The organism is Streptomyces sp. NPDC030183 (assembly GCF_055573455.1).
The window spans coordinates 38989-64267 of the sequence record NZ_JBVIBK010000031.1; the positions used below are offsets into that span (position 1 = coordinate 38989).

At 73.4% G+C, this 25279-nt stretch carries 21 protein-coding genes; 5 read left to right on the top strand and 16 right to left on the bottom strand.

Translation table 11 applies throughout. The features are described from left to right. Window positions 1–8 precede the first annotated feature (8 nt). Window positions 9–644 (bottom strand): GNAT family N-acetyltransferase, encoded by a 636-nt coding sequence (locus tag ACZ4Z2_RS31115; RefSeq protein ID WP_468080555.1) that lies wholly within the window; start codon window positions 642–644, stop codon window positions 9–11. A 165-nt stretch (window positions 645–809) separates the two neighbouring features. Here ACZ4Z2_RS31115 and ACZ4Z2_RS31120 point away from each other — a divergent pair, with 165 nt between their 5' ends. Then, complete coding sequence (locus ACZ4Z2_RS31120; RefSeq protein ID WP_468080557.1) at window positions 810–1022, top strand: EF-hand domain-containing protein; 213 nt, start codon at window positions 810–812, stop codon at window positions 1020–1022. A 67-nt stretch (window positions 1023–1089) separates the two neighbouring features. Here the strand turns inward: ACZ4Z2_RS31120 and ACZ4Z2_RS31125 are convergent, their stop codons facing one another. The 8 genes from ACZ4Z2_RS31125 to ACZ4Z2_RS31160 all read right to left on the bottom strand — a co-directional run bounded on the left by ACZ4Z2_RS31125 (window position 1090) and on the right by ACZ4Z2_RS31160 (window position 9865). Next, on the bottom strand, window positions 1090–1647 hold the full coding sequence (locus ACZ4Z2_RS31125; protein ID WP_468080558.1) for a glycoside hydrolase family 25 protein: 558 nt from the start codon (window positions 1645–1647) through the stop codon (window positions 1090–1092). 290 nt (window positions 1648–1937) lie between these two features. After that, on the bottom strand, window positions 1938–3569 hold the full coding sequence (locus ACZ4Z2_RS31130; protein WP_468080560.1) for an NADase-type glycan-binding domain-containing protein: 1632 nt from the start codon (window positions 3567–3569) through the stop codon (window positions 1938–1940). Then, a complete protein-coding gene (locus ACZ4Z2_RS31135) occupies window positions 3566–4123 on the bottom strand; it encodes a phage tail protein (RefSeq protein WP_107464668.1) in 558 nt (185 codons plus the stop codon). The genes ACZ4Z2_RS31130 and ACZ4Z2_RS31135 overlap by 4 nt, the downstream gene beginning before the upstream one ends. 262 nt (window positions 4124–4385) lie before the next feature. Then, window positions 4386–6344 (bottom strand): putative baseplate assembly protein, encoded by a 1959-nt coding sequence (locus ACZ4Z2_RS31140; RefSeq protein WP_468080562.1) that lies wholly within the window; start codon window positions 6342–6344, stop codon window positions 4386–4388. Further along, window positions 6344–6778, bottom strand: a complete 435-nt coding sequence (locus tag ACZ4Z2_RS31145) for a GPW/gp25 family protein (RefSeq protein ID WP_055539368.1) — start codon at window positions 6776–6778, stop codon at window positions 6344–6346. The genes ACZ4Z2_RS31140 and ACZ4Z2_RS31145 overlap by 1 nt, the downstream gene beginning before the upstream one ends. A 90-nt stretch (window positions 6779–6868) precedes the next feature. Continuing rightward, window positions 6869–8698: a VgrG-related protein gene (locus tag ACZ4Z2_RS31150; protein WP_468080563.1), complete on the bottom strand. Its 1830-nt coding sequence runs from the start codon at window positions 8696–8698 to the stop codon at window positions 6869–6871. Beyond that, a complete protein-coding gene (locus ACZ4Z2_RS31155; protein WP_468080565.1) occupies window positions 8698–9423 on the bottom strand; it encodes a CIS tube protein in 726 nt (241 codons plus the stop codon). The genes ACZ4Z2_RS31150 and ACZ4Z2_RS31155 overlap by 1 nt, the downstream gene beginning before the upstream one ends. Before the next feature lie 16 nt (window positions 9424–9439). Next, window positions 9440–9865: a phage tail protein gene (locus ACZ4Z2_RS31160; RefSeq protein ID WP_055521704.1), complete on the bottom strand. Its 426-nt coding sequence runs from the start codon at window positions 9863–9865 to the stop codon at window positions 9440–9442. Window positions 9866–11234: 1369 nt separating this feature from the next. Here ACZ4Z2_RS31160 and ACZ4Z2_RS31165 point away from each other — a divergent pair. Continuing rightward, window positions 11235–11426: a hypothetical protein gene (locus tag ACZ4Z2_RS31165; RefSeq protein WP_468080567.1), complete on the top strand. Its 192-nt coding sequence runs from the start codon at window positions 11235–11237 to the stop codon at window positions 11424–11426. Between the two features lie 2105 nt (window positions 11427–13531). Here the strand turns inward: ACZ4Z2_RS31165 and ACZ4Z2_RS31170 are convergent. The 4 genes from ACZ4Z2_RS31170 to ACZ4Z2_RS31185 form a co-directional block, all read right to left on the bottom strand. Beyond that, window positions 13532–13690 carry a DUF6760 family protein gene (locus ACZ4Z2_RS31170; protein WP_099970623.1) on the bottom strand — a complete coding sequence of 53 codons (159 nt, stop codon included), beginning with the start codon at window positions 13688–13690 and terminating at the stop codon, window positions 13532–13534. After that, window positions 13687–14223: a hypothetical protein gene (locus ACZ4Z2_RS31175; protein WP_468080569.1), complete on the bottom strand. Its 537-nt coding sequence runs from the start codon at window positions 14221–14223 to the stop codon at window positions 13687–13689. Before ACZ4Z2_RS31175 ends, ACZ4Z2_RS31170 begins: the two co-directional genes overlap by 4 nt. Further along, the gene (locus ACZ4Z2_RS31180; protein ID WP_055522741.1) at window positions 14223–14666 is read right to left on the bottom strand and encodes a phage tail protein; all 444 of its coding nucleotides are present in this window, start codon (window positions 14664–14666) and stop codon (window positions 14223–14225) included. Before ACZ4Z2_RS31180 ends, ACZ4Z2_RS31175 begins: the two co-directional genes overlap by 1 nt. 68 nt (window positions 14667–14734) lie before the next feature. Then, entirely contained in the window at window positions 14735–16315 is a 1581-nt protein-coding gene (locus tag ACZ4Z2_RS31185; protein WP_468080571.1) for a phage tail sheath family protein, read from the bottom strand. A gap of 255 nt (window positions 16316–16570) precedes the next feature. Here ACZ4Z2_RS31185 and ACZ4Z2_RS31190 point away from each other — a divergent pair, with 255 nt between their 5' ends. From ACZ4Z2_RS31190 to ACZ4Z2_RS31200, 3 genes are all read left to right on the top strand, one after another. Further along, window positions 16571–18256, top strand: a complete 1686-nt coding sequence (locus tag ACZ4Z2_RS31190) for an eCIS core domain-containing protein (RefSeq protein WP_468080573.1) — start codon at window positions 16571–16573, stop codon at window positions 18254–18256. 60 nt (window positions 18257–18316) lie between these two features. Continuing rightward, window positions 18317–19591 carry a hypothetical protein gene (locus ACZ4Z2_RS31195; protein ID WP_468080574.1) on the top strand — a complete coding sequence of 425 codons (1275 nt, stop codon included), beginning with the start codon at window positions 18317–18319 and terminating at the stop codon, window positions 19589–19591. Between the two features lie 208 nt (window positions 19592–19799). Then, window positions 19800–21239 carry a hydrolase gene (locus ACZ4Z2_RS31200; protein ID WP_468080576.1) on the top strand — a complete coding sequence of 480 codons (1440 nt, stop codon included), beginning with the start codon at window positions 19800–19802 and terminating at the stop codon, window positions 21237–21239. Between the two features lie 123 nt (window positions 21240–21362). Here ACZ4Z2_RS31200 and ACZ4Z2_RS31205 read toward each other — a convergent pair whose 3' ends face one another. The 3 genes from ACZ4Z2_RS31205 to ACZ4Z2_RS31215 all read right to left on the bottom strand — a co-directional run bounded on the left by ACZ4Z2_RS31205 (window position 21363) and on the right by ACZ4Z2_RS31215 (window position 24887). After that, complete coding sequence (locus ACZ4Z2_RS31205; protein ID WP_468080577.1) at window positions 21363–23441, bottom strand: ATP-binding protein; 2079 nt, start codon at window positions 23439–23441, stop codon at window positions 21363–21365. After that, on the bottom strand, window positions 23438–24115 hold the full coding sequence (locus tag ACZ4Z2_RS31210) for a Pvc16 family protein (RefSeq protein WP_468080579.1): 678 nt from the start codon (window positions 24113–24115) through the stop codon (window positions 23438–23440). The genes ACZ4Z2_RS31205 and ACZ4Z2_RS31210 overlap by 4 nt, the downstream gene beginning before the upstream one ends. A 142-nt stretch (window positions 24116–24257) precedes the next feature. Further along, entirely contained in the window at window positions 24258–24887 is a 630-nt protein-coding gene (locus ACZ4Z2_RS31215) for a helix-turn-helix transcriptional regulator (RefSeq protein ID WP_468080618.1), read from the bottom strand. Between the last annotated feature and the right edge of the window lie 392 nt (window positions 24888–25279).

A 25279-nucleotide genomic window follows, 5' to 3' on the forward strand; every position in this document is an offset into this window, starting at 1 on the left:
TCACAGCACTAGCGGGCGATCAGCAGGGCCTCCGAACCCACGGGCAGATAACCGGCCGCCTGGAACGCCCGCAGACTGCGGGCGTTCCCCGCCGACACCTGGGCCCACACCGGCTCACCCCCGCTCAGCTGCCGCGCCGCCCGCACCAGGGCCCGGCCGAGCCCCCGGTGCCGTCCCTCCTCGGCCACCTCGACCGCGACCTCCAGCCGCCCGGCGACCCCGCGCCCGAGGACGACCAGGCCGCCCTCCGTCCTCCACACCCGGACGTCGTCGCGCCGCCTGCGGGAACTCACCACCCTCGGATGACCGGGATCGGCGATCTCCTCCAGCGGCAGCTCCGGCACACCCGGCAGGGGCGCGCCCACCGTCATCACGTCGATCGTGTCGCCGCGGCGCCCCGTGCGGTCCAGCAGAGCGGTCAGGAACCGCGCGTTCATGGTCGCGGCCAGCGCGTCGCAGTCGAGGGCCGCCAGCGTCTCGTGCACCCACGCCGGGTCCTCGTCCGTGGCTATGACGGTGTGCGCGGTGAACGCGAAGACCCCGGCGTCCCGGTAGGACGGCTGCGGCACGACCGTCGTACCGCCGTCGGGAGGCGGGAAGACACCGCCCGCCGCCGCGTCGAGGATGTTCCGCAATGTCTCCATCACCGCTCCTTGGCTGTCCACCCACCGCGGGGCCCGGACTCACAGACATGATCGACGACCGCACCGGCCCGGGTGGGCGCCGCATCGCGTGTTCGGCGTGCCGGTTAATCTGAGCCCGCCAACGATGGCTGTATCGCATGACGAGCACGACGAAGGGGCGGACCGGTGGCGGACATCGAGGAAGCACGCAAGCAGTTCCAGCGGATCGACACGAACGGTGACGGTTTCATCACCTCCGCCGAGTTCAAGACCGCCCTGGCCCAGGGGGGCGACTGGAACGTCACCGAGGCGGTGGCCGAGGCCATCATCCAGAGCCGCGACCTCGACGGCGACAAGCTCCTGTCGTTCGACGAGTTCTGGGCGTACCTCAACAAGTGACGTGCCCCGGCGAAGGGGGCGCCCACCGCACACCGCGGCGGGCGCCCCCTTCGCCGTTCTGGCCGTCTCACGCGCCCGTGGCCCACTCCCGGAGGGCGGCCTCGGTGTCGAAGGCGGCGACGTTCTTGTCGAGGGGGCGGTCGGTGTACTGGTGGAAGCGCCACTTCGCCTTGACGCGGGGCTTGCCGGCGGTGACGTAGTCGGCGATCCAGAGGGCGTCGCCGGCGTAGGACGTGGTGTCGACGGTGAGCCAGAAGTCGCGGTTGCAGTAGAGGACCACCCGGTGGGCCGGGCGGAGTTCCTTCAGTTTCCGGAGGAAGCGGTCCTTCTCCGCGTTGCTCGCGCGGGTGCCCTCGCCGGTGGTCTCCCAGTCGACGGCGAGGATGTCGCCGGCCCTCTCCGGGGCCTTGGCGAGGAAGTACTCGGCCTGCGCGGTCAGGTTGCCCGGCCAGAGGAAGTGGTAGAAGCCGACGACCAGGCCGGCGTCCCGGGCGGTCCTGGTCTGGGCGGTGAGCCGCGGGTTGGTGTAGGTGCGGCCCTCGGTGGCCTTCACGAAGACGAAGGACAGGCCGGTGGTGTCGTAGGAGGAGGGCTGGTAGGAGCTGACGTCGATGCCGCGCAGCATGGGGGCCTCCGTGGTGGGGGGAGGGGGTGCGGTCGTGCGGTCCTGCGGTCAGGAGTGGGGGCCGGGTCCGTCATCCGCCGGGACAGGTCGGCGATGTCGGCGAGGAGCGCTTCGGGCGGGCGGTCGAGGTTCGGGGTGTGGGCGTCGTCTCGCCACGGTCCCACCCCGTCCCGCGCCGTCCTGTGCCGCCCGCTCCGCGCGCTCGAAGTGTCCAGCGTAGAAGGCCGCTTGTGCGGGGTCACGAGCCGGGCGGCACCCGTGACGGGATACGGGGCCGCCCGGCCGGCGGATCAGGTGTTGCTGTTGGAACGGCCGAAGAACTCGATCTCGGCGATCGACACCTGCTTCTTGGCGTCGGCGCCGTAGGCGGAGCGCAGGACGAAGCGCACGGCGGTGACGTCGCCGACGCGGAACGTGCGGCGCTGGCCGCCGGCCCCCTGGTCCAGGTTGATGATCCTGGTGCTCTTCGACCCGTCGGCGGCGGTGATCACGGCCTCGATGCGGTGCGGGCGGGCCGACTGCGACAACTGGTCCACCTTGGTCGAGACGCCGGGCGTGATGACCACGTCCAGCAGCCGCGTCGGATGGTCGAACCGGGCCTCCAGCCACTCCCCTTCGCCGGTCTGGGTGACACCCGGCCCCCACCAGGTGTTGTTCAGCTGGTCGAAGGCGAGCCGCGCGCCGTGGTCCGGGTACGACCGGGACGCCTTCACCTGGTCCGGGCCGACCGGGGCGCGCTTGGCGAAGTGGTCCCGGGTCGCCTGGACGGCGTCGTCGGCGCGGAACGCGAGGGTGACGATCAGGGCGAGCACCAGGGCGCCGACGACCCAGTTGAGGAGCCGGCCGAAGCCGCGCCGCAGCCGGGGCCGGTCACCCGCCCAGGGGGCCTCCGCGCCACCGGGGTTGAGCATCCGCCGCCACCAGGGCTGCCGGCCAGGCACCTCCGCGCGGCCCGCCATCGGCATGGCGCAACGCCCGCAGAAGTGCCGGTCGGGCCGGTTGGGGGTCGCGCACCAGGGGCATGGCACACCACCCACCGTGCCGGTCTCCGGGCCGGGGGCCCGCACCTGGGGCCGCTGCGCGGCGGGCCGCCCCGGCAGCACGGGCGCGACGGCAGGCTCCGCGTCGGGCCGGGGCTCCGGATCGGCCACCGGGACGAGCAGGGAGCGGGCTCGGTCGGAGGCGGTGGGGGCCTGAGCGGGGGAGGGTGCCGGTGAAGGCGAGGGGGCCGCGGGGGAGTCGGGGGTGGCCAGGGGGGTGGCGTCGTCGGCGGGGTGCGGGGTGTCGGGTGCGGTGCCGGGGGTGGAGACGGCGGACGACGGGGTGGGCGTGGTGTCGGTGGCCGCCGTGGCCGTCCTGGCCGGCGGGGCGGGTGCCCGCGCCGGTTCCGTCACCGGGGTCGCCGTGTGCGCGGTCGCGGGGGCGGCCGTGGCGGCGGGGGCGGACCCGGGGGACGCGGGTCGCCGGGGGGTGCGCCGGGCGGCCGGGCCGGCGTCGGCGCGGGCCGGGCCAGCGTCGCGGGCGGTGCGGGCGGTGCCCGTGCCCGCGCCCGGGTGGGCGAACGCGTCCCAGGCCGGTCTCGCCGCGGCGGTGCCGCGTTCGCCGACCGTGCCGTCCGTGCCGTCCGTGCCGTCCGTGCCGTCCGTGTCGGCGGCGCCGTGCGTGCCGTCCGGGGCCGGGCCCGGGGTGTCGTCGGTGTTCCGACGGGCCGGATCGCGGTCCGGTGTGCGGTGCGTGTCCCGGTGGGCCGGGACCTGGTCCGAAGTGGGGGCGGTGGTCCGGGGGGCCGGGGGCTCGTCCGTGGGGGTGGACCAGCCGAGTACCGCGCCGCAGGCGTCGCAGAAGGACTGGCCGGGCTCCCCGCGGGTGCCGCACTCGGCGCAGTTGCGGGCCCGGCCCGTGCCGGGGGTCTGGCTGGTCATGTCTCGGGCGTCCTCTCGGCGGCGGTCACGTGGACCGTGTAGGGCATGTGGGCGGGGCGGGCGGCGGCCACGAGGGCGTCCAGCCGGTGTTCGTCCGCGCGGGTCGGGTTCGGCAGCCGCAGCGACACGCGCAGATGGGGGCGACGGTCGCCGGGGACCGGGCCCAGCGGGCGGGCGTCCCAGTCGGCGCCGCCGCTCTCGCTGATCTCCGGTTCGACGCCGAACACCAGCCGTACGGCCTCGGACAGTCCGCGCCGGGTGCCCCGTACCCGGTGCAGATACGCGGCGGCGGCGACGGCCGCGCGCAGCCGGGCCTCCGGTTCCGTGCCGTCGGTCTCGGCGCCGACCCAGCCGGCCAGCCACCGCGTGAAGTCCACCGGGGCGAGGGCGGGCGTGAAGTAGGAGTCCAGGTTGTCGAGGACGGCCAGGACGGGGGCGAGGACCTCGTCCAGGCCGGCGACGAAACGCTGCGCGAGGTCGTCGTCGGCGAAGACGGCCGGGAGCATGTGGCCGATGGGGGAGGACGACCCGAGGCCGTCTATGGAGCCCCTCATGGTGTGGCTCCGTCGCCTGACGTGCCGCATGCTTCCACGGCGCCCGGCGCTGCCCGCTGTGCCTCCCACCCGTTCCGCCCCGCGGAACGACTGCCCACGGCGGTGACCGACACGGGAAGGGCCGCCGGCGGGAGTGCCGGCGGCGGGAGCGGCGGCGGGAGCGGCGGTGCGGGCGGCGGGAATGCTGACGTGGCCCGGAGCGGCGCCACGGCCAGGAGGGGCGACGTCGGCCGGGGCGGCGACGAAGGCCGGGGCGGGGTGCTCACTGCTTGTCCCCGATCACTCGGACCCGGTGGTCGAAGGAGAACACCAGGGACGGCGGGCTGAGGTCTATGCGGTCGGTGGGGTCGCCCCGTTTGCCGGTCAGCGGGTCCGCGGGGTGGAGCCGGACCTCGTCGACGAGTTCGACGCCGGGCACACGTTGCAGGACGGCGAAGACCTCCCCGGCCTGGACGGGGCGGCCGAACGGCCAGCCCCGGCCGTCGGCGCCGCCCGTCAGGGGGTCGAGGTGGCGGTAGAGGGCGTCGTGGGCCTGCCGCCGGACCCGGTCGGTGTCGGCGCCCCGGAAGGCGTGCACCGTGGCGACGACGGTGATCCCCTGGTAGAACGGCGGACCCACCGCCAACCGGGTGCCGATCAGGCGCCGTTCGTCGAGGTGGCGGGTGATGCGCCGCAACAGCCCGTCTCCAGGCACGAGTTGCTCGAAGCGCAGCCGCCCGCCGGGGTCGGGTACGGCCTGCGGCACCACGAGGACCCGTACCGCGTACGCCCCGTGCTCGCCCTCGTCGCCCTCCAGACAGGTGATGCGGGCCGTGTCGGGGGCGGCGCGCCGCGCGAGCTCCTCGTAGTCGCGCAAGGTCACCGCGCGTTCCTGGGCGCGCAGGGTGATGGGCGCCCGGACCTTCGCCTCCTCCACCGTCTCCCCGTCGACACCGCCGCGCGCGGCCTCCCGGTTGACGACCTCGGAGACGTACGGGATGGACGTGCGCAGGACCTGGACGGCACCCCGGGCGACGTTGCCCGCTCGGCCGCCGCCGGTGCGGTAGCGGCGGGCCCGGATGACGGCACCCTTGGGGGCCACGGCCCCGTACTGGCGCAGGGTGCCGTCGGGTTCGCGGACCGCCGGGCCGAAGGCGATCTCACCGGTGGCGGCGTCGAGGGTGATGTGCCGGTCGTGCGGGGTGGACGCGGCGAAGGAGGGCACGACCTCCCAGTCTGTCCATCCCTCGTGCTCGGCGGTCTGGAGCAGCACCGGCGGGGTGTCGCCGACGACGGGCGCGTGGGCCAGCCGCAGCCGCTGGCCCGGCAGGCCCGTGGACTCGCCGAGTGCCTCGTCGTACACCGTCTCCGCGTGCACGGCCGTGGTGGTGCCGCCGAGGGTGAACGCCTCGGCGGCGCGCACGGTCGGGGAGGTGGTGTAGAAGGGCTGGTCGGGGAGGGACTCGGTGACCCGGCAGCGCAGCCAGCCGGCCTCCTGGCCGCCGGTGCGGGACAGGGTGTGGCCGCCGGGGACGTGCAGGACGACCGCGCCGGGCCTGTTCAGGCCGCCCGTGCCGTCCCGGTCGATCTCGCACGCGGCCCAGCCGTCCTCCGTCCACGCCTCCCACACCAGCGGCGGCTGCCGGGGGTCCACGCCGACACCGTCGACGCGGCTGTCGAGTTCCAGCGCGACCGCGCACGACGGGACGGCCGCGCTCAGACCGAGCAGCATGCAGTCGCCGGGCCGGGGTGCCTCCGCGAAGCACATCAGGTCCTTGCCCTCCGCGAGGTCGGCGGTCCGGTCGGTGACCGGCTCACCGCTCAGCTGCACCACCAGGTGCCGCAACTCGCACGGCACGACGGCCAGTTCGCGTTCGGTGGCGAAGACCACCGCCTCCTCGCTTTCGGTGCGCACGGTGGCGACCTCGGTGCCGACGGGCATCAGCACCGGCTCCTCCTGCGGGGCGGAGAGCCAGAACGTGACGTCCGTACGGGCGGCGGACGGCGGGAACAGCGTGATGCCCACCAGGTCCAGGAACGCGAGGTGGTTCTTCTCCGGCACCCGGTTGAGCCGGTAGACGATCTGGTCGGCCATGTGGGCCACCGTCTCCACGAGGGTGACACCGGGGTCGGAGACGTTGTGGTCGGTCCACTCCGGGGCGCGCTGCTGGATGTAGCGCTTGGCGTCGTCGACGAACTGCTGGAAGCGGCGGTCGTCGAGATTGGGGGAGGGCAGGGCCATCAGCGGTCGCTTTCGGGAGCCTCGGACGTCACGTCCGGCTCGTCGTGGGAGGGGATGACATAGAACGGGAAGACCAGGCTGCGCGGGTTGTTGGTGCCGCGGATCGCGTAGCGGACGTCGATGAAGAGCACGCCCTGCTCCGCGCCGGCGGTCACCTCCACCTCGCTGACCTCGATGCGCGGCTCCCAGCGGTCGAGGCTCGCGTACACCTCGTGCTGGATCCGGCCGGCGGTCGCCTCGTTGACCGGGGCGAACACCAGGTCGTGGATGGCGCAGCCGAACTCGGGGCGCATCGGCCGCTCACCGGGCGCGGTGGCGAGGATCAGCCGGATCGCCTCCTCGATCTCGCGCTCCCCGCTGACCAGGGCGATGCCTCCGGTCGGCCCGATGCGCAGCGGGAACGCCCAACCGGACCCGACGAACTGCTCGGCCATCTGCGGGCCGGCCTCCCTTCCTGACGTACGTGTGTCTCTGCGGTGCTTCGGTGTCGGACGTGGGTGACGTCCCGGCGCCGTTCTCGGCCCTCACCCGAACGGGTACTTGATCTGGTTGACGAAGAAGCCGCCGACGATGTCGACCTTGACGGCCTTGAGGCCCAGCGGGCCCACGGCGTCGATCTGCACGGTCCCGGCCAGCGAGCGGAGACCGACCAGCCCCTTGCCCTGGAGGGTGAGGGGCCCGCCGCTCCTGATGGTCACGGACCGCCGCGCGCTCAGCGTCAGATCCGTACCGGCGTTCACGGACACCGAGGTGCCGCCCTTGATCCGAACGGCACCCTTGCTGTCCACGGTGATCTCGGTCTTGGTCCGGTCCAGGTTGACGATCAGCCGGTCGTTGCCGGTGGCCAGCCGCACACCCTGCTTGCGCGGACCGGTCTGCTGGCTGAGCAGGTCCACCCGGTTGCCGTCCCGGTCGGACAGCGTGTGCCGGATCGCCTTCTTCTTGACCGGGTCGTGCAGCCACACGTCCTTGACGGGCGTCGGCTTGTCGACGCCGTTGTAGAGGCCGCCGATGACGAACGGGTGGTCCAGCGTGCCCCGGTCGAAGGCGACCAGCACCTCGTCGCCGACGTCGAGCGGGAAGATCCCGCCGCCGCCCTTGCCGCCCAGCTGCACCGTCCGCGTCCAGTCGCTGACGTACGCGTCGTCCAGCCACGGGAACTGGAGCTTCACCCGCCCCTGCTTCAGCGGGTCCGCGACGTCGGTGACCAGCGCGTTGGCCACACTGGGCAGCCTCGGCGCCGCCGCGGAACCCCCCGAGGTCAGGCCGAACAGGGAGCGCCACTGGCGCCCGCTGACCGTCACGAACGTCTCGTAGTGGCTGCCGTCTCCGAAGGTGTGCCGTACGGCGGTGCACGTGTACTTGCCCTCGAAGGGCGTGCCCACGTCGGTCAGCGTGATCGGCACCCCGGGCCGCAGCTCGGGGTTGCCGCGCACCGTCACCTCCAGTTCGGCGAACGCGGAGGTGATGTCGTCGGCGAGGGAGCTCGCCGCGTGCGTGACCTCGGCCTGGCGGTCGTAGGGGTGGTCGGTCTCGACGAGCTTCGCCGCCTTGAACGGGTTCGCGGCCTTCCGCGGGGTGGTGCCGATGGCGACACCGGGGCTGGAGGCCGCCCTCGTCGTCGCCGTGAGCTTCTTCTTCGTGGTCACGTTCCAGCCGCGCGCCTCCACCTTGTCGACCTGGTCGGCGGCGGTCACGGCGGCCCGGCAGCGCAGCACGTCGACACCGGCCTGGAACACGAAGGGACTCTTCTCGCCGGGGGTGCTCGTCGCGGGCGCCCCCGACGCCGGCTTCGGCTCGACGAACTGGAACTTCCCCTTGGAGTCCAGCGACATCACCATCTCGTTCTCGTCGGCGAGCCGCGCCAGGAAGTCCCAGTCGGTGACGTTCGACTGGCTGATGAACTCGTAGACCGTCTTCGTGCCCTGGATCCGCCCGACCGGGATGCCGTTCGCCGAGGCCAGCTTGCGGGCGATGTCGGCGGCCGTCTGGTTGCGGTACGCGGCCACCCTGCGCACCCGCATCAGCCGGTGCCCCGGGTCGTAGCCGCGGACGACGGTGAACGTGCCGGTGCCGTCGTAGTCGGTCTCCATCCCGGTGACCTCGCCGGTGAGCAGCGGGGAACCCGCGCCCTTGCCGTCGGCGACGGACGCGATGACCACCAGCGAGCCGAACCTGATGTTCAGCTTGCCGAGCAGCAGCCCGTGCGGGTCGCGGAACGTCAGCCGGAACGCGCCGGGCACCCCGGCCCCCAGGTCGACCCAGCCGCCGACGAGCAGATCGGCGTACTCGGTCGGCAGCTTGTTGCCGTCGATGGTGACGTGGACGACGTTGGAGTGGGACGGCTTCACCATCAGAGACCCACCTCCTCGGCGGCCGGGAGAACGAGGACCACGCCGCTCGTCAGCCGGGTCGGGTCGTCGATCCCGTTGGCCTCGGCGATCGCCCGCCACGCCGCCGCGTTCCCGTACTCCCGCCACGCCAGCGACTGCAGCGAGTCGCCCGCCACCACCCGGTGCACGCTCCGCGCGGTCAGCGCGCCCGAGGTCGGGTTCTGGCCCTTGGTCTTGGTGGGGATCTCGTGCAGCCGGACCTGACAGGTGGCCCGGATCGGCACGCCCGTCGTCCCGAACAGGGAGTACGTGGCGTCCACGGAGCTGACGTACGCCGTGAACCGGGCCGTCGAGAACGCCCCCCACTGGAACTCCACCCACGGCGGCGAGGGCTGCTTGGCGGCGATGCTCTTCGACGTCACCTCACAGCACCCCATCAGCGACTCCACCTTCTTCAGCACCGTGGTGGCGCCCGGCTTGGCGGAGGAGTCCAGGAAGATCTCGACGGTCATCTCACGGGGCTCCGGCCCCATGAACTCCGGCACGGAACCGTCGCGCACCGCCGCCGTCGGCGTCACCTTCCACTGGGCGCGCCGGCTCAGCTGCAACCGCGCCGGGTTGAAGTCGAAGGCGAACGTCTCGATCAGCGCGCCCTTGCTGGTGCTGGTGCCGACCGGCGGCTCGTGGATGGCGAGCGTGGCGCGCACGAGGCTCTTGCCGGCGCCGCCCTTGGTGCCCCTTGCCATGGTCTGTCCCGCCCCCTCAGTCCGTGAACCCGTGGTGGGTGATCTCCAGGACCTCCGTGGCGACGCTCGGGTTGGCCGGGTCCAGGGTGGGGCCCTGCCAGCTCACCGGCAGCACGTCGATCAGCCCCCAGTGCGCGACCTCCGAACCGTCCGCGCGCAGCGCGGCGATCTGGGCGGTCGGCCGCTTCACGCCGGTGGCGACGGACGAGATCCACGCCGCGACCTTCGCCGTGTCCGGCGTCAGCGGCCTGGTCAACCGGATGGTGGAGAAGGTGACACGGGACGGCAACTGCCAGACGAACCCGTTGTTCCCGCCCTCCTGACGATGCTCGATCTCCACCGTCGACGAGAGTCCCTCGCACCCGTTGAAGTACCCGAGGCTCTCGCCGTCGATGGTCAGCGTGAAGAAGATCGTGGAGCCCGGGTCGAGATCGCGGGACATCGGGGGCGGCCTTTCTGGGGGTCGGGGCGGGTGGTGCGGTGCCGGGTGCGGATGGTGGCCGCCGGGGGCGTGAGTCGCGGGTTCGGGTCGTCGGGCGTTCGGGAGCCGGGCTGGTGGGGGTCAGTGGCGGGGGTCGCGGAGTCTGCCGATGCGTTCGCGGTCGAGGCGGAGTTCGGTACGGACGAGCCGGGTGATCCGGCCGATCAGGCGGTGCGTCAGCTCGTCCAACTGGAAGTCGCTCAGCGCACGGGGGTCGAACTGTCCCTCGGGGACGGCGACGTATTCGGGAGGGGCCTCGGAGGTACTGGCGGCTGCCTTGGCCGTGGTTGTGGTCGCGGCTTGGGTGGTGGTTGCGGCTTGGGTGGTGGAGCCGGGCGTGGAACGGTGCGCGGTGACCGGGGAGACGGCGGTGGTGGTCTGGGCGGGGGTGGGGTGGAGGGGGTTGCGCTGGAGGGGGGTGGGCTTGGGTGCGGGGGTGCCTGGCTGCGGGCTGTTGGTCGGGAGTTTGGGCGGGTTGGGCGACTGCGACTGCGACTGCGACTGCGACTGGGACTGCGGTTGCGGTTGCGGTTGCGGGGGCGTGGGGGTGTGGGCTCTGCGGGGGCTTCGCTGGATGACCGGCGCGAGGGGCAGTGCGCTCGGCCGTGAGGGGGGTGGGGGAGGGAGTGCCGGAGGGCTGCCGGGGAGTGGTGCGGGAGTGGTGCGGGGGTGCTCGGGCTCGGCAGCGGAGAGGCGTTGGACGGTGAGGGCTGGGGCTGGGGCTGGGGCAGGGGCAGAGGTCGGTGTCTGCGGGGTGCCGCGCTGGGGGACGGGGCGGCGCAGGGGCACGGCGCCGGGGGTGGCACTGCGCTGGACGGTAGGGGGTGTCGCGGCGGGCATGGACGAGGTGAGGGCGCGAGTGGGGGTGAGGGGGCGGACCGGGGGTGGTGTGGTCGCGCGTTGGACCGGGGGGTGGGCTGTCGGTGCGGGTGTCGGTGCGGCTGGGGTTGTGGGGGTGCCTGCTGCGGGGGGTGCGGGTGCGGATACGGCCGGTGCGGGGGGCGGAGAGTGCTCGGGGGGCGTGGGGGAGGCGGTGGTGGGTGTGGGTGTGGGTGCGGATGCGGGTGTTCCGGGGGTGTGACTGGCTGTGGCACCGGCCGCTGCTGTGGTTGTGGGGGTGGTGGTCGGGGCGGACGGTGACGTCGGGGTCGGCGTCGGCTTGAACGACGTGGGAGTTGCCCGGGTGGCGGGCGGCGACGGCACGTCGACGGAGGTCGGGGCACCGAGGCCCATGCGCCGGGTCCGACCGGTGGTGCTCCGCTGTAGGGGGCGGGGGGCCGGGAACGGAGGAGTGCTGGGCGCAGGGGTCTTGCTCTCGGGTGTGGTGGGGGTGGACGCGACGGTGTTCTTCGGCGTCGGAGTGCTCGGGCCGGTGACGCGCGAGGAGGCGCCGGTCGGCTGGGGTGTGGACCTCTGGACGTCCGACTTGGTGCCGTCAGATCCGGCGGTCATGTCACGGGAGGCTGCCGGAGTGGCGGCGGGGGCGCTGGACGAGGTACTCGGGGTGACCGTCGACCGCTGAACGCCGAGTGGGGCGTCGGTGGTCGGCGGGACGTGAGGGCGCGGGGCGTCCACCTTCCCGTTCGAGTTGGTCGGTGCTGTCGGTGCTGTCGGTGTTGTCGGTGCCTGTGGGGCGGTCGCGGCCACCGGGCCGGACGAGTCCGTCGGCGCCGGACGGCCGGGGGTGGTCGTCGAAGGCGTGGGGCCGGTTGCCGTTCGAGCACGCTGAAGCTGCGCGCCAGGGGTGGATTCGGTCAACGTCCGGTTGCTGGGAGCCGCGCTTCGCTGGACGTCCAGCCGCCCGCCGACGGGGCCCTTCGCCCCGACGCGAGGGCCGTGCACGCCGTTGCCGTCGCCGTCGCTGCGGGGTGAGTCGGCTGACGCAGCCGGCTGACCCATCGGGTGGCTCGACGCCCGCTGGACGTCGGCCGCCTGAAGGCTCGGCTCAGCCGCCTGAGGACTCGGCTCAGCCGCCTGAGGACTCGGCTCAGCCGCCTGAGGACTCGGCTCAGCCGCCTGAGGACTCGGTTCAGCCGCCCCCACGCCGCTGTCGCCTTCTCGTGCCGGGTACGGGGCGTTCGGGACCGGCGTATCTGCGCGGGACCCGCCCGCCGACCCGCCGCCGGACTCAGGCGCCGCCGGCCCGCGCGCCATGCCCACGGCCTCGCTCCGCAGCGGCTGCGCAGCGCTGTGGCCGGCCGCTGGCAGAGTGGATTCGCGCGTCGCCCGCTGAACCGTGGCCGCCGTACGACTGTCCTCGGCGACGGGCCCGCCAAGGCCGGTCACCGTACGGTCGGGAACAGCGGCAGACGTGTCGTCGGGACCGGCATCGGACTGCCCGGGGAACACGGCACCCGGGCCACCGGGGTTCGACGGCGCCCTGTCGGAACCGAGCGCCGCCCGCTGGACACCGGTACGGCCCGCCGTGCCTCCAACGCCCGCCGCCGCGCTGCCAGTGGTCACCGGACCGGCCGAGGCCACTCCGCTGACGGCGGCTCCGGTGCCGCGTCCCGACGGCAAGGCGCCCGAACTGCTCGGCGACACCATTCCGCTGTCGCCCACCGAGGCCCCGCCAGTTGCCGCAGGACCAGCCGATGTGCCGAAACCGTCACCCGGAACTTCGGTCATGGAGCGGTGGTCCGGAGCATCCGCCGTCGAGCCGTTGCCCGCGACGCCCGGTGCGGTGGAGCTGTCGCCCAGCACGCCGACCGCCGTGGAGCCCTCGCCCGCAGCGCCCGCAGTGGGGCCGATCGCCGATCCACCGGGCCCCGGCCCCTGGCGTCGTACCGCCGGAAGCGCGCGCCGCTGCACGGCGGGCGCGGCGGGGCCCTTCGTCAGCAGAGGCGGCCGAGACGCGGTCGGACGGGCAGTCGGAGGCACCGGAGTGACCCGGGGCCCCACGGGCCGGGACACCCGGACGGGATGGGCGCGCTCCGCACGCTGTACCGACCGCTCCGCACGCTGCACCGCCCGACCAGCGTCAGCCGCCCGCCTGCCCACAGCCGGCCGCCCACCCTCGCTCGGCCCCCCACCCCCGGTCGGCCGCTCAACCCCGGTCGGCCGAACCTCATCGGGCGCGGCGCTGATCGGGGCGCCGTACGTGTGGTCGTACGCGTCGTCGTAGCCCTCGGCGGGAGCCTCCACGGCCGTGCCGAAGGCCGGCCCCTGGCCCAGGGGTTCCGCGTCCGCCCTCGCCACCGGCAGGGTGAGCGAGGGCAGTTCCAGCCCGGACGTGGGCCGTGCCGAAGCCGTGAGGACGTCCTTGATCAGCCCGCTCGGGGCGTCGGGCAGGACGGCGTGCGACAGCGACCCCGTGAAGGACGGGTTCTGCCAGGTGGTCAGCCGCCCGCCGAACCCGGCGTCGGCGACAGCGGCGTCGCGCACGGCGGCCCGCTGGATCGGCGCCAACCGCACCCACCCCGCCACCGGAACACCGGAACCGCCCGCAGGCACCGAGTCACCAGAAGACCCCGAACTCGCGGAACCCACCGAACTCCCGGACCCCGCAGAACTCCCCCCGACGTCAGCCCCGCCCCCCACGGGGCCGCGCCCGGCAGTCGCCTGCCCTCTGGGGCCCCGACCGGCGGGACCCGCACCACCCCTGAGGCGGTCGAAGAAGCCCACCGCTCAGACCTCCGCCCCGCCCCTGGTCACCAGGGACGCGATCTGTTCCGTGAAACGGCGGCGGTCAGGGTGTTCGAGGTCCAGGATCTCCTCCAGGCTCCAGTGGAAGTGGTAGGCGACGTACGCGATCTCCTCGTGCAGCCGGTCGGTCGCGTACGTCACGATTCCCCCAGGCGGCTCCCGCCGAGCTCGACCTCGAAGGGCTCGGAGCAGTGCGGGCACTCCACGGCGGCACGGGTGTGGCCCTCCGCGTTGACCTGGCGGTAGAAGTCCTGAAGGAACGCCAGATCGGAGGCGAACATGTTCTCCACGATCCCGTCGTGCACCATCGGCAGCGTGCCGAGCCGGGTGATGACCCGGCCCAGCAGCACCACCGACAGGTACGCCGGGTTCTCCTGGACGCGGACGTCGCGCAGCGGGATCAGCTCGTCCCGGGCGGTCGCGAGACGCATCACGCCGTCCCGGTGGACCGTCCCGGACTCGTCGACGTAGCCGCGCGGCAGCTCGAAGGGGAACTCTGTTCGCAGCTGCTGCCGCACCGCCACCGGCTCCGGCACGGATGCCGGCCCGGGGGCGGAGACGTGCGCGGAGCCGGGGGCGGAGCCACCGGGAGAGGCCGGGGCGTCCGCCACGGTGGCCGGCCCCGGGCCCGTCGCCGGCGCCCCCAGGGCCGTGCGTCCTGCCGTACGCCGCATTACTCGATGACCAGTTCTTCGAAGACGATGGTCACGGTCTCGGTGAGCGCGGACGCCTCGCCGGCCTTCAGGGTGCTCGCGTCGACCTTGCTGCACCAGGCGTTGCGCATGTTGTAGCGCTTCACCGGGTTGTTCTGGAAGTCCATCATGATGATCGACGCGTTCTTGCGGGCCGAGCTCATCTGCCCGGCGATCGAGTCGTTGATCCACTGTGTGAACGAGGCGGACTGCGTCATGCCGCGCACGACGGTGCACTGACCGCTCCGCTGCACACCGGGCAGCAGGTTGACCTCGGGGCGGCCCTGCGCGGAGTTCTGCTGGTAGGTGATGACGTCCTGCTCCAGGGAGAGGCCGCTGACCTCGGCGAGGTACTCGACCATCACCCCGTCGATCTGGAGGCCGAAATTGTGTGAGGTGAGGCTGTCGGCCTGCATGAGACTCATGGGTTCGCTGTCCTTCTGAGGAGTCGCGTGGGAGAGGAAGGGGGCGGACTGCTACGGAGGGTCGGCGCCTACTCCTCCAACTCCCCGCTGCCGCTGGAGAACTGGGCCAGCCGGAAGATCACGAACTCGGCGGGCTTCACCGGGGCGATCCCGATCTCGCAGATGACCCGGCCGAGGTCGACCGACTCCGGCGGGTTGGTCTCCGCGTCGCACTTGACGTAGAACGCCTCCTCGGGCCGCTGCCCGAAGAGGGCTCCACCGCGCCACTCGTTGACGAGGAACGCCGAGACGTTGCGCCGGATCCGGGCCCACAGGGCGTGGTCGTTCGGCTCGAACACCACCCACTGGGTGCCGATCAGGATCGACTCCTCCAGGTAGTTGAAGTACCGGCGGATGTTCAGATAGCGCCAGGCCGGGTCGGAGGACATCGTGCGGGCGCCCCAGACGCGGATGCCGCGGCCGGGGAAGGCGCGGATGCAGTTGACGCCGACGGGGTTGAGGAGGTCCTGCTCGCCCCGGGTGATCTGGAGTTCGAGGTCCACCGCTCCGCGCACGACCTCGTTGGCGGGCGCCTTGTGCACACCGCGCTCGAAGTCGTTGCGGGCCCACACGCCGGCGACGTGGCCGCTCGGCGGGACCGTGCGGGACTGGCCCGACGCCGGGTCGAAGACCTTGATCCACGGGTAGTAGAGGGCCGCGTACTTGGAGTCGTAGCCGGCGGTCTCCTGCCGCCAGACCCTGATCTGCCGGGCGTTGAGGTCGGGCGGCGGGTCGATGACGGCGACCCGGTCGCCCATCAGCTCGCAGTGCGCGATGAGCCCCAGCTGGACCGCCTTGACGGCCTCAAGGTCGATCGCGCCGCGCTGGTAGGCGGCCATCAGGTCGGGCACGGCCACCATGGAGATCTCGTCGACCGCCTCCAGGCCCCCGAAGCCGGTGCGGTCGGCGGAGTCCCCGAGGTACTCGCGCGGGCCGGGGTGCGTCTCGTCCGCGCCGGTCGCGGCGGGCGCCGGGGCGGGGGTCGCGGGGGCCGCCAGCGCCACGGTCTGGTTGTCGGGGCGTACCAGCTGCGCGGCGGGCGCCGCCTCCTGGAGGGAGATGAGCTTGGAGCGCTCCTTGACCTGGGTGACGACGTAGTTCCGGCCGCCCTTCTTGGCCGTCACGTCGAAGGTCTCCGCCGCCTTGTCGCCGTCCTTGACGACCAGCCGGAACCGCTCCGCCGGGCCCTCGCCCTCCGGGTCGGTGACCTCGACGCTGAGCGAACCGCCCGCGATGGCGGCCACGGTGAAGGTGCCCAGCCGCTGCGGCTCGCCCGCCGGGAGGGCCGCCGGGGCGGCGGAAGCGGTGACGGCGGCCGGGGTGCCGCCCCCGGCCGCCCCACCGTCCGTGCCGCCGACACGGACGACATACGCGGCGCTGCCGCCGTTGTTGAAGAACCCGTACACCGAGTGCGCCAGGTAGTACCCGTCGGTGAACTCACCGAAGGCGGCGACGTACTGGGACCAGTTGGTCACCAGGGTCGGCTCGTTCAGCGGGCCGGTCGGGGCCAGGCCGACGAAGGCCGCCACCGAGGTGCCCACCCCCTCGATGGGGCGCGAGCCGCTGGCCACCTCCTCGACGTAGACGCCGGGCGACAGGTAGGACGGCATGCTCTGCGCTCCTCGGGGTACGAGACAGTTCGTCTGTCACCCTCACGCGCGAAGCGCGTCCCCCGAAACGTCCTCCGGTGCCTGTCCGGGGGCATTCCCGTTGCCCGCAGGGGCATCCCGCCCTGCCTGGGTGACCCTCGGCCCACCCGCTCTGCCCGCGAGGCTGCCCTCGCGGCTCTGCCACGGCCGGGCGCCCTCCGGTAGCCCTGGGAAGCACGTACGTCCGGTACGTACCCAGGCCGTCGAGGGAGCCCCGTGCGCGCGCAGGACAAGGAGACCGACCAGACCCGGGGGCGGGCCGGCGCGGGCCGCACCCCCGCGCCGGGCCCCGCCGCCGGACTCCTCGCGCTGCAACGGGCGGCCGGCAACGCCGCCGTGGCCCGGGCGGTCGAGGAGCAGCGGCACGAGCACGACGCCCACTGCGGTCACGGCCCGTCGGTGCAGCGTTCGGCGGTGCACGAGGTGCTGCGCTCACCGGGACAGCGGATGGACGAGCCGCTGCTGAACGAGATGCAGGGCCGGTTCGGCGGCCAGGACTTCAGCGACGTACGCCTCCACACCGACGCGGCGGCCCTGGACTCCGCCGCGCAGATCGAGGCGCAGGCGTACGCCTCGTACCCGCACGTGGTGTGGGACGGCGGCGACAAGGAGGTCCTCGCCGAGGAGCTGGCCCACATCGGCCAGCAGAAGCGCGGCCCCGTGCCCGGCACCGACAACGGCGACGGCCTGATGATCTCCGACCCCCGCGACTGGGCCGAGGTCGAGGCGCGGCAGACCGCGCGGGAGGCGATGAACGGACCGGCTCCCGTGCAGCGGTCCACGGCCGAGGCCGCCCCCGCGCCTCGGGACGGCGGGGACGCGGGCCGGCCGGCCGTGCAGCGGTCACCGGCCGCCGGCTCCTCCTCCAGGACCAGCGGCGGCCGGGTCACCAAGGCCAAGGGCCGGGCCGGTGCCAAGGGGGCGTCCGTCAGCCCGTCGGACGCGGTCAAGCAGGCGCTGATCGCCCTCGGCTGGGAGGCCCACGGCGCGAACCAGAGCCTGACCCTGCACAAGGTGGACCGCTCCCGGGCCACCGACGAGCAGAAGGCGGCCGCCGCGGGCACCAGCAAGAAGGGGCAGATGTACATCCCCTCCGAGCAGGGCGTGGCACCCCGCAGCTACGCCGGTGAACGCACCAAGCAGGTGCTGCGCTGGATCTCCACCGTCGTCAACCGGGCCATGCTGCAGAAGAACGAACGGCCCGAGGAGGTGCAGGCGGGCATGGAGGTGACCGAGGCGCCGGACGTGGAGGCCGCGTTCAAGCTGTTCGTCTCCACCAACCGCGTCAAGGTCAACAACGTGCTGCGCGAGGGCGCGGGCACGAAGGCCGCCAAGGAGTACATCGTCGAGCTGCTGGAGACGGTCGTGGGGCAGACCGACCGCGAGACGCGGCACATGAAGAAGCTGAGGAGTCTGCTCGCCAAGGAGGCGGAGTCCACGCCCCCGGAGTTCTGGGACGTCCTCCAGGCGCTCACCGGGCCGATGACGGTGCCGGTGCCCACGAAGGACGGCAAGCACGCCGAGCGCACCATCATCGGGGCCGCCGCGCCGGGCAGCATCTCGGACGACCACATCGCCGGCGTGAAACGCCCCTGCGTCAGCTGCTTCATCGAGCTGTACGCGGGCTCGACGATCCGGCCCGGCCCGGCATGGGTGAGCGGCGCCGCCAACACCGACATCGCGGACTTCAGCGTCGAGAAGGCGGCCCAGCTGGCGAAGCGGATCGACGACACCGTGAGCGGCACGTTCGCCACGCTCCTGCTGCGGTGCGAGGAACACGACGGGGAGACGACGCAGGTACCCGTCGGGGCGACCTGGGACTACAACACCGACTCCGACTCACCGGCCAGCTCCAGCGACCGCGAGCCGGACCCCGCCGAGCGCATGGACACCAGCGCCTGACCCGCCGGGCCGGCCACTCATCCGCCCTTCCGCCTCTCCAGTTCTCCAGGGGACAGCCGTATGCGAGCACACCAGGACCACGACCCCGCCCGGCAGCCGCGGACGCCCTCACCCCGGGCCCCGCTCACCGGGCCCCGTGCCGTGTCGGTGACGTCCCTCCAGCAGTCGGCGGGCAACGCGGCCACCGTGAAGGCGCTACGGCAGGGGGCCTCCGGCCCGGTGGTGCAGCGGGCGGGGAAGGACGGGTCGCCGACCCGGCCGTCCTCCCAGGGCTCCGACAGGCCGTCCTCCCGAGGCTCCGACAGATCGTCCGGCTCCGCGAAGTCGATGACCCCGGCGGACGCCCGCAAGATCCGGTTCATCCAGGACAAGCAGCAGCTGTGGAGCCGGATCAACGGCATCCGCGCCCTCGCCGAGATGGACTCCTTCAAGCAGGGCGTCACCGCCTTCCTCGCCAACATCGAGCGGGACCTGGAGAAGGCCGACACCGACGAGACCACCCCGATCGACCACGCGGCCATCGGCGCCGTCATCGCCGGGTTCCAGCACCGGACGGTGCAGGGCAACAAGGTCCAGTACTCCTGGTACAAGCAGAACCAGACCAAGGAGGGCTTCTTCGACATCCTGGACCGGCACGCCGACGCGTCGGCGCAGCGCGGCCAGCTCTGGTCGAAGATGGGCTCGGCGCAGGCCACCGAGGACGTCAGCGTGGGCCGCGGCACGGTCCTGGAGGCGTCCATCCAGGGCCGGATCTTCGACGGTCTGCTCTTCGGCCTGCCGAGCTGGAGCGCGTCACCGGCCCTGGGCGAACTGTGGCGGCTCCTGTCGCAGACGTACGTGGAGGGACTGAAGGGCTGGGTCACCGCCCATGTCCTCGACGGCACCACCCAGAAGAGCGTGCTCACGACGATCGAGTGGCCCCGGCTCAAGGCGCAGATCGCGGCCAACCAGGTCGACGGTCTCGACATCATCGTGTACCGCGCGGTGCCCGGTCCGGGCGGCTCCGACCACGTCCTCGTCCCCGTCGACTCCTTCCCGGTCCGCACCCAGGACGAGTTCGACGCCGTACCCAAGGCTCCCGTCGACGGCACCGACGAGACGGCCCGCGCGGAGTGGGAGCGGACGCAGCGCCAGGTCGACCTGGAACAGCGGAAGGCGCTGGTCCGGGTCTACTCGCGGGACGACGAGATCGAGCGGATGAACCACTACGTCACGGAGGTGCTCGGCAGGAAGCACGGCCCGGGGCTCGTCTTCCGCACGTCCACGACTCCCCGGAACACGCCCGCGGGAACCTTCGCGCCTTCCCCGACCGGGTCCGGCCCCGGATCTCCGTGACCCAGGACGACCAAAGGGGCACCGCCCGGCGCCCGTTGGGGAACGAACCGTGCCCAGGAGCCACCTGACCGGCGGGATCCCCCTGGCTAGCGTCCAGGTGGTGAGCCTGTGGACTCCCTCGAACGCCCGTCCGCGACTGTGGACCCGGGTGCCACGACACACCGATGACCAGGAGTGGCCGACCGTCCGCTCCTCGAAGGGCTGAACGTTGAACCTGTGGACCTCCCTGGAACCCCCGTCGGCCACGGTGGATCCGGGCGCCAGCACGACCGTGCGGCTGAAGTTGCGCAACACCGGCGATGTGGTGGACGAGTACCGTTTCGAACCGGTGGGCGACATCGCGCCGTGGGTGACGGTGGAGCCGCAGACGCTCCGTCTGTATCCGGGGACGACGGGGACGGTGGAGCTGTCCTTCGCCCCGCCGCGGACATCGGACGCGACGGCCGGGCCGAACCCGTACGCGGTGCGGATCACGCCGACGGAGCATCCGGAGGCGACGACGGTTCCCGAGGGGAACCTCACCATCACCCCGTTCACGGAAGTCCGCGCCGAGTTGGTGCCGCCGACGGTGAAGGGCCGCCTGCGGGGCCGCCCGAAACTGGCGGTGGACAACCTGGGCAACACCAAGGTCACCGCCTCGGTCAGTGGCAGCGACACGGGTGATCAGCTGTCGTACGACATCCATCCGAGCAACGTGCAGATCGAGCCCGGCCGGGCCGCGTTCGTGAAGGCGACGCTGAAGCCGCGGCAGATCATCTGGTTCGGGTCGAAGGAGGAACGGCCCTACACCTTCGCCGTGAAGCGGTCGGGGGCCGTGCCGCTGGACGTCGAAGGCACGTACGTCCAGCGGGGCTTCCTGCCGGGCTGGCTGGCGACCTTCCTCGGCCTCCTCCTCGCGTTGGCGATCACCTTCGTCATGCTGTGGATCACCCACAAGCCGCAGGTCCGCAGCACCGCCACCGAGAAGCTCGACAAGGCCGCCGTCAGCACCGTGCCACCCAGCCCGCAGGCACCCCCCTCGCCCGCGCCGCCGCCCACCTCCAGCGCTCCCGCCGCGCCCCCGCAGACCGCCGAGCCGGAGAACGAGGGCGCCGGCGGCGGCAGCGGCGGCGGCTCGGGCGGCGGGTCCGAGGAGAAGAAGAAGGCCCCGAAGCCGACCGCCGCCACCGCGGTCCGCAAGCTCGCCGCGACCGATCCGGGCGGCAGGCACATCTGCTACCGGGCCTTCGTGGCGGGCAAGGGCTGGACGGCACCGGAGTGCGACGGCGACATGGCCGGCACGGTGGGCCAGAACCGGCCGCTCACGGCCCTGAACATCGCGGTGTTCGGTGTGGGCGGCACCGCGAGCGCCGCCTTCGTCCACAACCCGCAGTCCACCGACGGCCGGGGCCACTACGTCGAACCGTGGTCGGGCGCGCCCGACGGCAGCGACAACTACATCGGCGACAGCAAGAAGGACGCCCCCGCCCTGCTGGGCTTCACCCTCAACGTGGACGACGGCGGCGGCGCGGTCTGCCAGGCCGTCCACCAGCGCGACAAGGGCTGGGCCGGCATGGCCTGCGACAAGCCGAACGAGGGAGACCGCTGGACCTTCGGCGGCACCCTCGCCAACGACATCTGGGTGGAGGCCGTCCGCTTCACCGTGTGAGACACCGCCGGCCGGGCTGCGCCCCGGCGACCCCGTCTTCCGCTGCCTGCCCTGGCTGTGCGGGGGCGGGGCGGGGGCGAGCCCCGGGCCCCGTACCCGTACGCCGGCCCGGCCGAACGGCGGCTACCAGCCGCCCTCGCCCGGCACCAGCCGCCCGGCCTTGCGGTACTCGCGCTCCGCGCCGTCCCGCAGGTCGGCGGAGGTGACCTGGTCGCCGCGCCCCGCCGCCGCGTAGGCGGCGGTCACCACCGCGCTGCGGATGGAACCGCCGGCCAGCTCGAAGTCACGGGCCACCCCGCCCGGGTCGGTGTCGTCGGCGCACGGCACCGACGCGAGGCTGTGCCGCCACAGGGCCAGCCGCTGACCGGCGTCCGGGAACGGGAAGTCCACCACCATGTCCAGCCGCCGGGTGAACGCCTCGTCGATGTTGGCCCGCAGGTTGGTGGTGAGCAGCGCGATGCCGTCGAACGCCTCCAGCCGCTGCAACAGATAGGCGCTCTCCATGTTGGCGTACTTGTCGTGGGAGTCCTTGACCTCGGAGCGCTTGCCGAACACGGCGTCCGCCTCGTCGAAGAGCAGCACGGCGTCGGTGCGGTCGGCCTCCGTGAAGATCCGTTCGAGGTTCTTCTCCGTCTCGCCGACGAACTTGTCGACGACCGAGGACAGTTGGACGACGTAGAGGTCCAGGCCGAGATCCGCGGCGACGACCTCCGCCGACAGCGTCTTGCCGGTGCCGGACTCGCCCGCGAAGAGCCCCAGCACGCCGTGGCCCCGGCCGCCGCCCGCGCTGAGCCGCCAGTCCCCGAGCACCCGGTCGCGGTGCCGGGCCCGCAGCGCGAACTCCCGCAGTTGGGCGAGGGGCTTGTCCGGCAGGACGAGGTCGCCCCAGCCGACGTCGGGCCGGATCCGGCGGGCGTGCCGTTCCAGACCGGACGCCGACTGCTGCCGGGCCGCGCGCCGCAGATGGGCGGCGGTCACCTCCGTACCGTCGAACGCGGCGAGGTCCAGGGCCGCACGGGCCGCCCGCTCGATCCGGTCCCCGCCGAGCCGGTACGGGGCCACGGCCGTGGCCAGGTCGAACCCCGGCCCCTCCGCGCCCGCGCCGAGCGCGGTCGCCCAGGCGTCCGCGGCGGCCGCGTACGGGCGGGGCGCGTCGAGGACCAGCGGGTCGACGTCGGCCCACTGCGGGTCGTACGGCCGGGGATCGACGCACACCACGGGTGGGTGACGGTGCCGCGCATCGCGCACACCGGCCGGGACCAGTGCGCGCAGCAGCGGGCCCGGACGCTCGGGCAGGGGCGACACGACGATCGCGCGTCCGCTCAGCCGGGCCTCGCGCAGCAGCCGGGGGAGGAGGCCGGACCATGGGTCGCCGTCCTGGGCGGGCTCGGTCGGAGGGGTGAGGTGCAGGGCCTCCAGGCCCGCCGCGCGCAGGGCGGCCGCCGCGCACAGCAGCCCGTCCCCCTCGCGGTGCTCCCGCAGATGGACGGCGAGCGGACCGGCGGCCAGTCGGGCGGCCAGCTTGGCGGTGAACGCGCCTCCGGGCACGAGCGACTCCGCGGGCGGTGGCAACGGCCGGACATGAGCGGCGAGCGCGGCGTCCGGGGTGTCGTCGCCGAGCAGATGCGCGACGAGCCGCTCGGGCACGGCCAACGCCCGGCTGAGGAACGGGCGTTCGGGGTCCTCGACGGTCAGCAGGCCGAGCGCGCCGAGCGGCGCCGACGGGTGGAACCGGGCCCGCCCCGCGGCGCGGTGCACCGGCACCCCGCACAGATCGAGGGCGAGCCCCACGCTCGCCCGCCGCCGGCTGACGTCGTCGTTCAGATACCCGTACAGCTGCTCGAAGGAGCGGTCCACGTCGGGGGCGAGCGCGATGAGCAGGATCCCCGTGTCCAGCTCGTCGAGCCCGAGCCGCCCGGCCAGCCGCGCCAGCCGGTCCTCGGGCCCGTCGTACGCGGCCCCCGCCCCTTCGGCGCCCGGTGGCACGGAGGTCAGCAGATGCCGTACGGCCTCCTCGGAGAGGTAGAGCCCGCGCAGCGGGTCGGAGGCGGTCGGGTCGACGGCGGCCCGCCGGTCCACCAGCCGTGACACCCGCTCACGGAGCCGGCCCAGCCGCACCAGGAGGGGATCGTCGGTGGCGCCCCGCCGGGGCGCGGCGGGGCGCGTCGCTCCGTCGGGTTCCACGGGGGCGTGCGTGCTCACTCGGCCCGCTCCACCGGGACCACGGGGCCGCTGCCCGTCGCGGGGGCGGGCGCCAGGTGCCGCGGCCGGTGCCGCCGCTCGGGCGAGTCGGACGTCGTGCCGTCCATGGTGCGGACGCGGACGGCCGCGCCCTCCGTGACCGGGGGACCGGCGTCGTACTCGGGGAAGGCCGGGAAGGGCGCCGTGACCACGAGGTCGAGGGACGGCTTCAGCTCACCGCCCAGCGCGGACCAGATCTCCGCGAGGGAACGGGACTCCGTGTGGAGCCCGGCCACCGTGAGCGGCACCGACAGCCCCAGCGCGCCCAGCGCGCCCGGCAGTTCGTCCGGCGGCAGCAACTCGCGCGGCAGCAGCGTCGCCAGCACCGCGGAGAGCAGCCGGTGTTCGTCCTGCGGCTGCTTCGTCCAGGCTGTGACCAGGTACGACAGCCGGAACCAGCGGGGCGGCTGACGGCGCCGCACCACGATGTCACGCTCGTCGCGGACGGGCATGTGGCCCCGCTGCCGCCGGGAGACGTCCTCGCGGATGTCGTACAGATACGTGTTGATGGTGGGCGCGTTGCGCCGGGCCGCCCAGTCGCGTGTCGGTGCCTCGAAGGACACCTCGATACCGGAACCGACCAGGGCGCCGCTCCCGATCAGCCCCTTGAGGACCTCGTCCACCTCGTGGATCACCGTCGTGCTCCCGTGCCGTGCGCCCTGTCGTCCGTCCGTCCGCCGATCGTGCCCCGAGCGGGGCCCGTCCCCGCAGGCACGCCGGGGACGACCCGGGGGCAGAGCGCGCTGCCCGGCGGGCCCGATGCGACTGCCTGTTCGATCAGAGGTAGCCTTCCCGGAGGGCATACGCCACGGCATGCGCCCGGTTGCGCAGGTGCAGTCGGGTGGTCAGACCATGCATCACGTTCTTGACGGTGCGTTCGGAGTAGGAGAGCTTGCTCGCGATCTCACCGGTGTCCAGTCCCTCGGCGACGAGCCGCAGTACGTCGATCTCCCGCGGCACGAGGCCCGACACGGGCGCACCCGGCCGGCCGGTCACGGAACGCTGCAACGAGCCGACCTGGTTGATCAGTCGCCCCAGCAGATCGGCGGGCAGATCGCCGTCACCGCGCGAGGCCGCGAGCACCGCCTGCGACAGCCGGTGCGCGGTCGCCTCGTGGCGCCACACCACGGCCCCGACGCCGCACTCGATGACGTCGAGCAGTTCCGTCTCACGGATCGCGCTCACCACCAGCACCGCCCGCGCGCCGTCGCTGCGCACCAGTCTGCGGAGCGTCGCCAGCAGGGTCTCGTCCGGTGTCTCACCGATCAGGACGGCCACCGTGCCCGGCCTCGGCTCACCGCCCTCGACCAGGTCGATCACCGGGTGCCCGCCCAACTGGCTGAGCACCCCCGCCCGGGAGAGCGGATCCGGGGTGTGGACCACGACCGGGATCCGGCGCCGCGCCATGGTCGTGGCCGTCTCCGTCTCCGCCGTCGGTAATGAGCTGGGCAACCGATTCTCCTGTGTGCGCGTGGGGGGAGGCTCCGCCGACCGGACCACCGGCCGGACGACCGAGCGGACCGCCGACCGTAAGACCGACCTGATCACCGGCCGGGCTACCCGCCGGTTCGCCTGCCGGATCACCGTGCGGGCCGCGGACCGGGCCGGCCGACGGTGCCGGATGCACCGCTGGGGACCAGGTGACCGATGGGCTCGAACCACACTTCTGTGCGCCGACCTCCGTGCGCAATCGTGGAGCACCACGAGATCGACCACGAGATCGGCCACGACACCTCCACGGCGGCCCCCTTCACCGCCGTCCCCCGTCCGTGACCCCGCCGGCCCCCGTACCCGACCCG

Excerpts from the sequence above, each read along its gene's own strand:
- ACZ4Z2_RS31115 (WP_468080555.1), bottom strand. The coding sequence starts at position 644 with ATGGAGACATTGCGGAACATCCTCGACGCGGCGGCGGGCGGTGTCTTC.
- ACZ4Z2_RS31125 (WP_468080558.1), bottom strand. The coding sequence starts at position 1,647 with ATGCTGCGCGGCATCGACGTCAGCTCCTACCAGCCCTCCTCCTACGAC.
- ACZ4Z2_RS31130 (WP_468080560.1), bottom strand. The coding sequence starts at position 3,569 with ATGACCAGCCAGACCCCCGGCACGGGCCGGGCCCGCAACTGCGCCGAG.
- ACZ4Z2_RS31135 (WP_107464668.1), bottom strand. The coding sequence starts at position 4,123 with ATGAGGGGCTCCATAGACGGCCTCGGGTCGTCCTCCCCCATCGGCCAC.
- ACZ4Z2_RS31140 (WP_468080562.1), bottom strand. The coding sequence starts at position 6,344 with ATGGCCCTGCCCTCCCCCAATCTCGACGACCGCCGCTTCCAGCAGTTC.
- ACZ4Z2_RS31145 (WP_055539368.1), bottom strand. The coding sequence starts at position 6,778 with ATGGCCGAGCAGTTCGTCGGGTCCGGTTGGGCGTTCCCGCTGCGCATC.
- ACZ4Z2_RS31150 (WP_468080563.1), bottom strand. The coding sequence starts at position 8,698 with ATGGTGAAGCCGTCCCACTCCAACGTCGTCCACGTCACCATCGACGGC.
- ACZ4Z2_RS31155 (WP_468080565.1), bottom strand. The coding sequence starts at position 9,423 with ATGGCAAGGGGCACCAAGGGCGGCGCCGGCAAGAGCCTCGTGCGCGCC.
- ACZ4Z2_RS31160 (WP_055521704.1), bottom strand. The coding sequence starts at position 9,865 with ATGTCCCGCGATCTCGACCCGGGCTCCACGATCTTCTTCACGCTGACC.
- ACZ4Z2_RS31175 (WP_468080569.1), bottom strand. The coding sequence starts at position 14,223 with ATGCGGCGTACGGCAGGACGCACGGCCCTGGGGGCGCCGGCGACGGGC.
- ACZ4Z2_RS31180 (WP_055522741.1), bottom strand. The coding sequence starts at position 14,666 with ATGAGTCTCATGCAGGCCGACAGCCTCACCTCACACAATTTCGGCCTC.
- ACZ4Z2_RS31185 (WP_468080571.1), bottom strand. The coding sequence starts at position 16,315 with ATGCCGTCCTACCTGTCGCCCGGCGTCTACGTCGAGGAGGTGGCCAGC.
- ACZ4Z2_RS31195 (WP_468080574.1), top strand. The coding sequence starts at position 18,317 with ATGCGAGCACACCAGGACCACGACCCCGCCCGGCAGCCGCGGACGCCC.
- ACZ4Z2_RS31215 (WP_468080618.1), bottom strand. The coding sequence starts at position 24,887 with ATGGCGCGGCGCCGGATCCCGGTCGTGGTCCACACCCCGGATCCGCTC.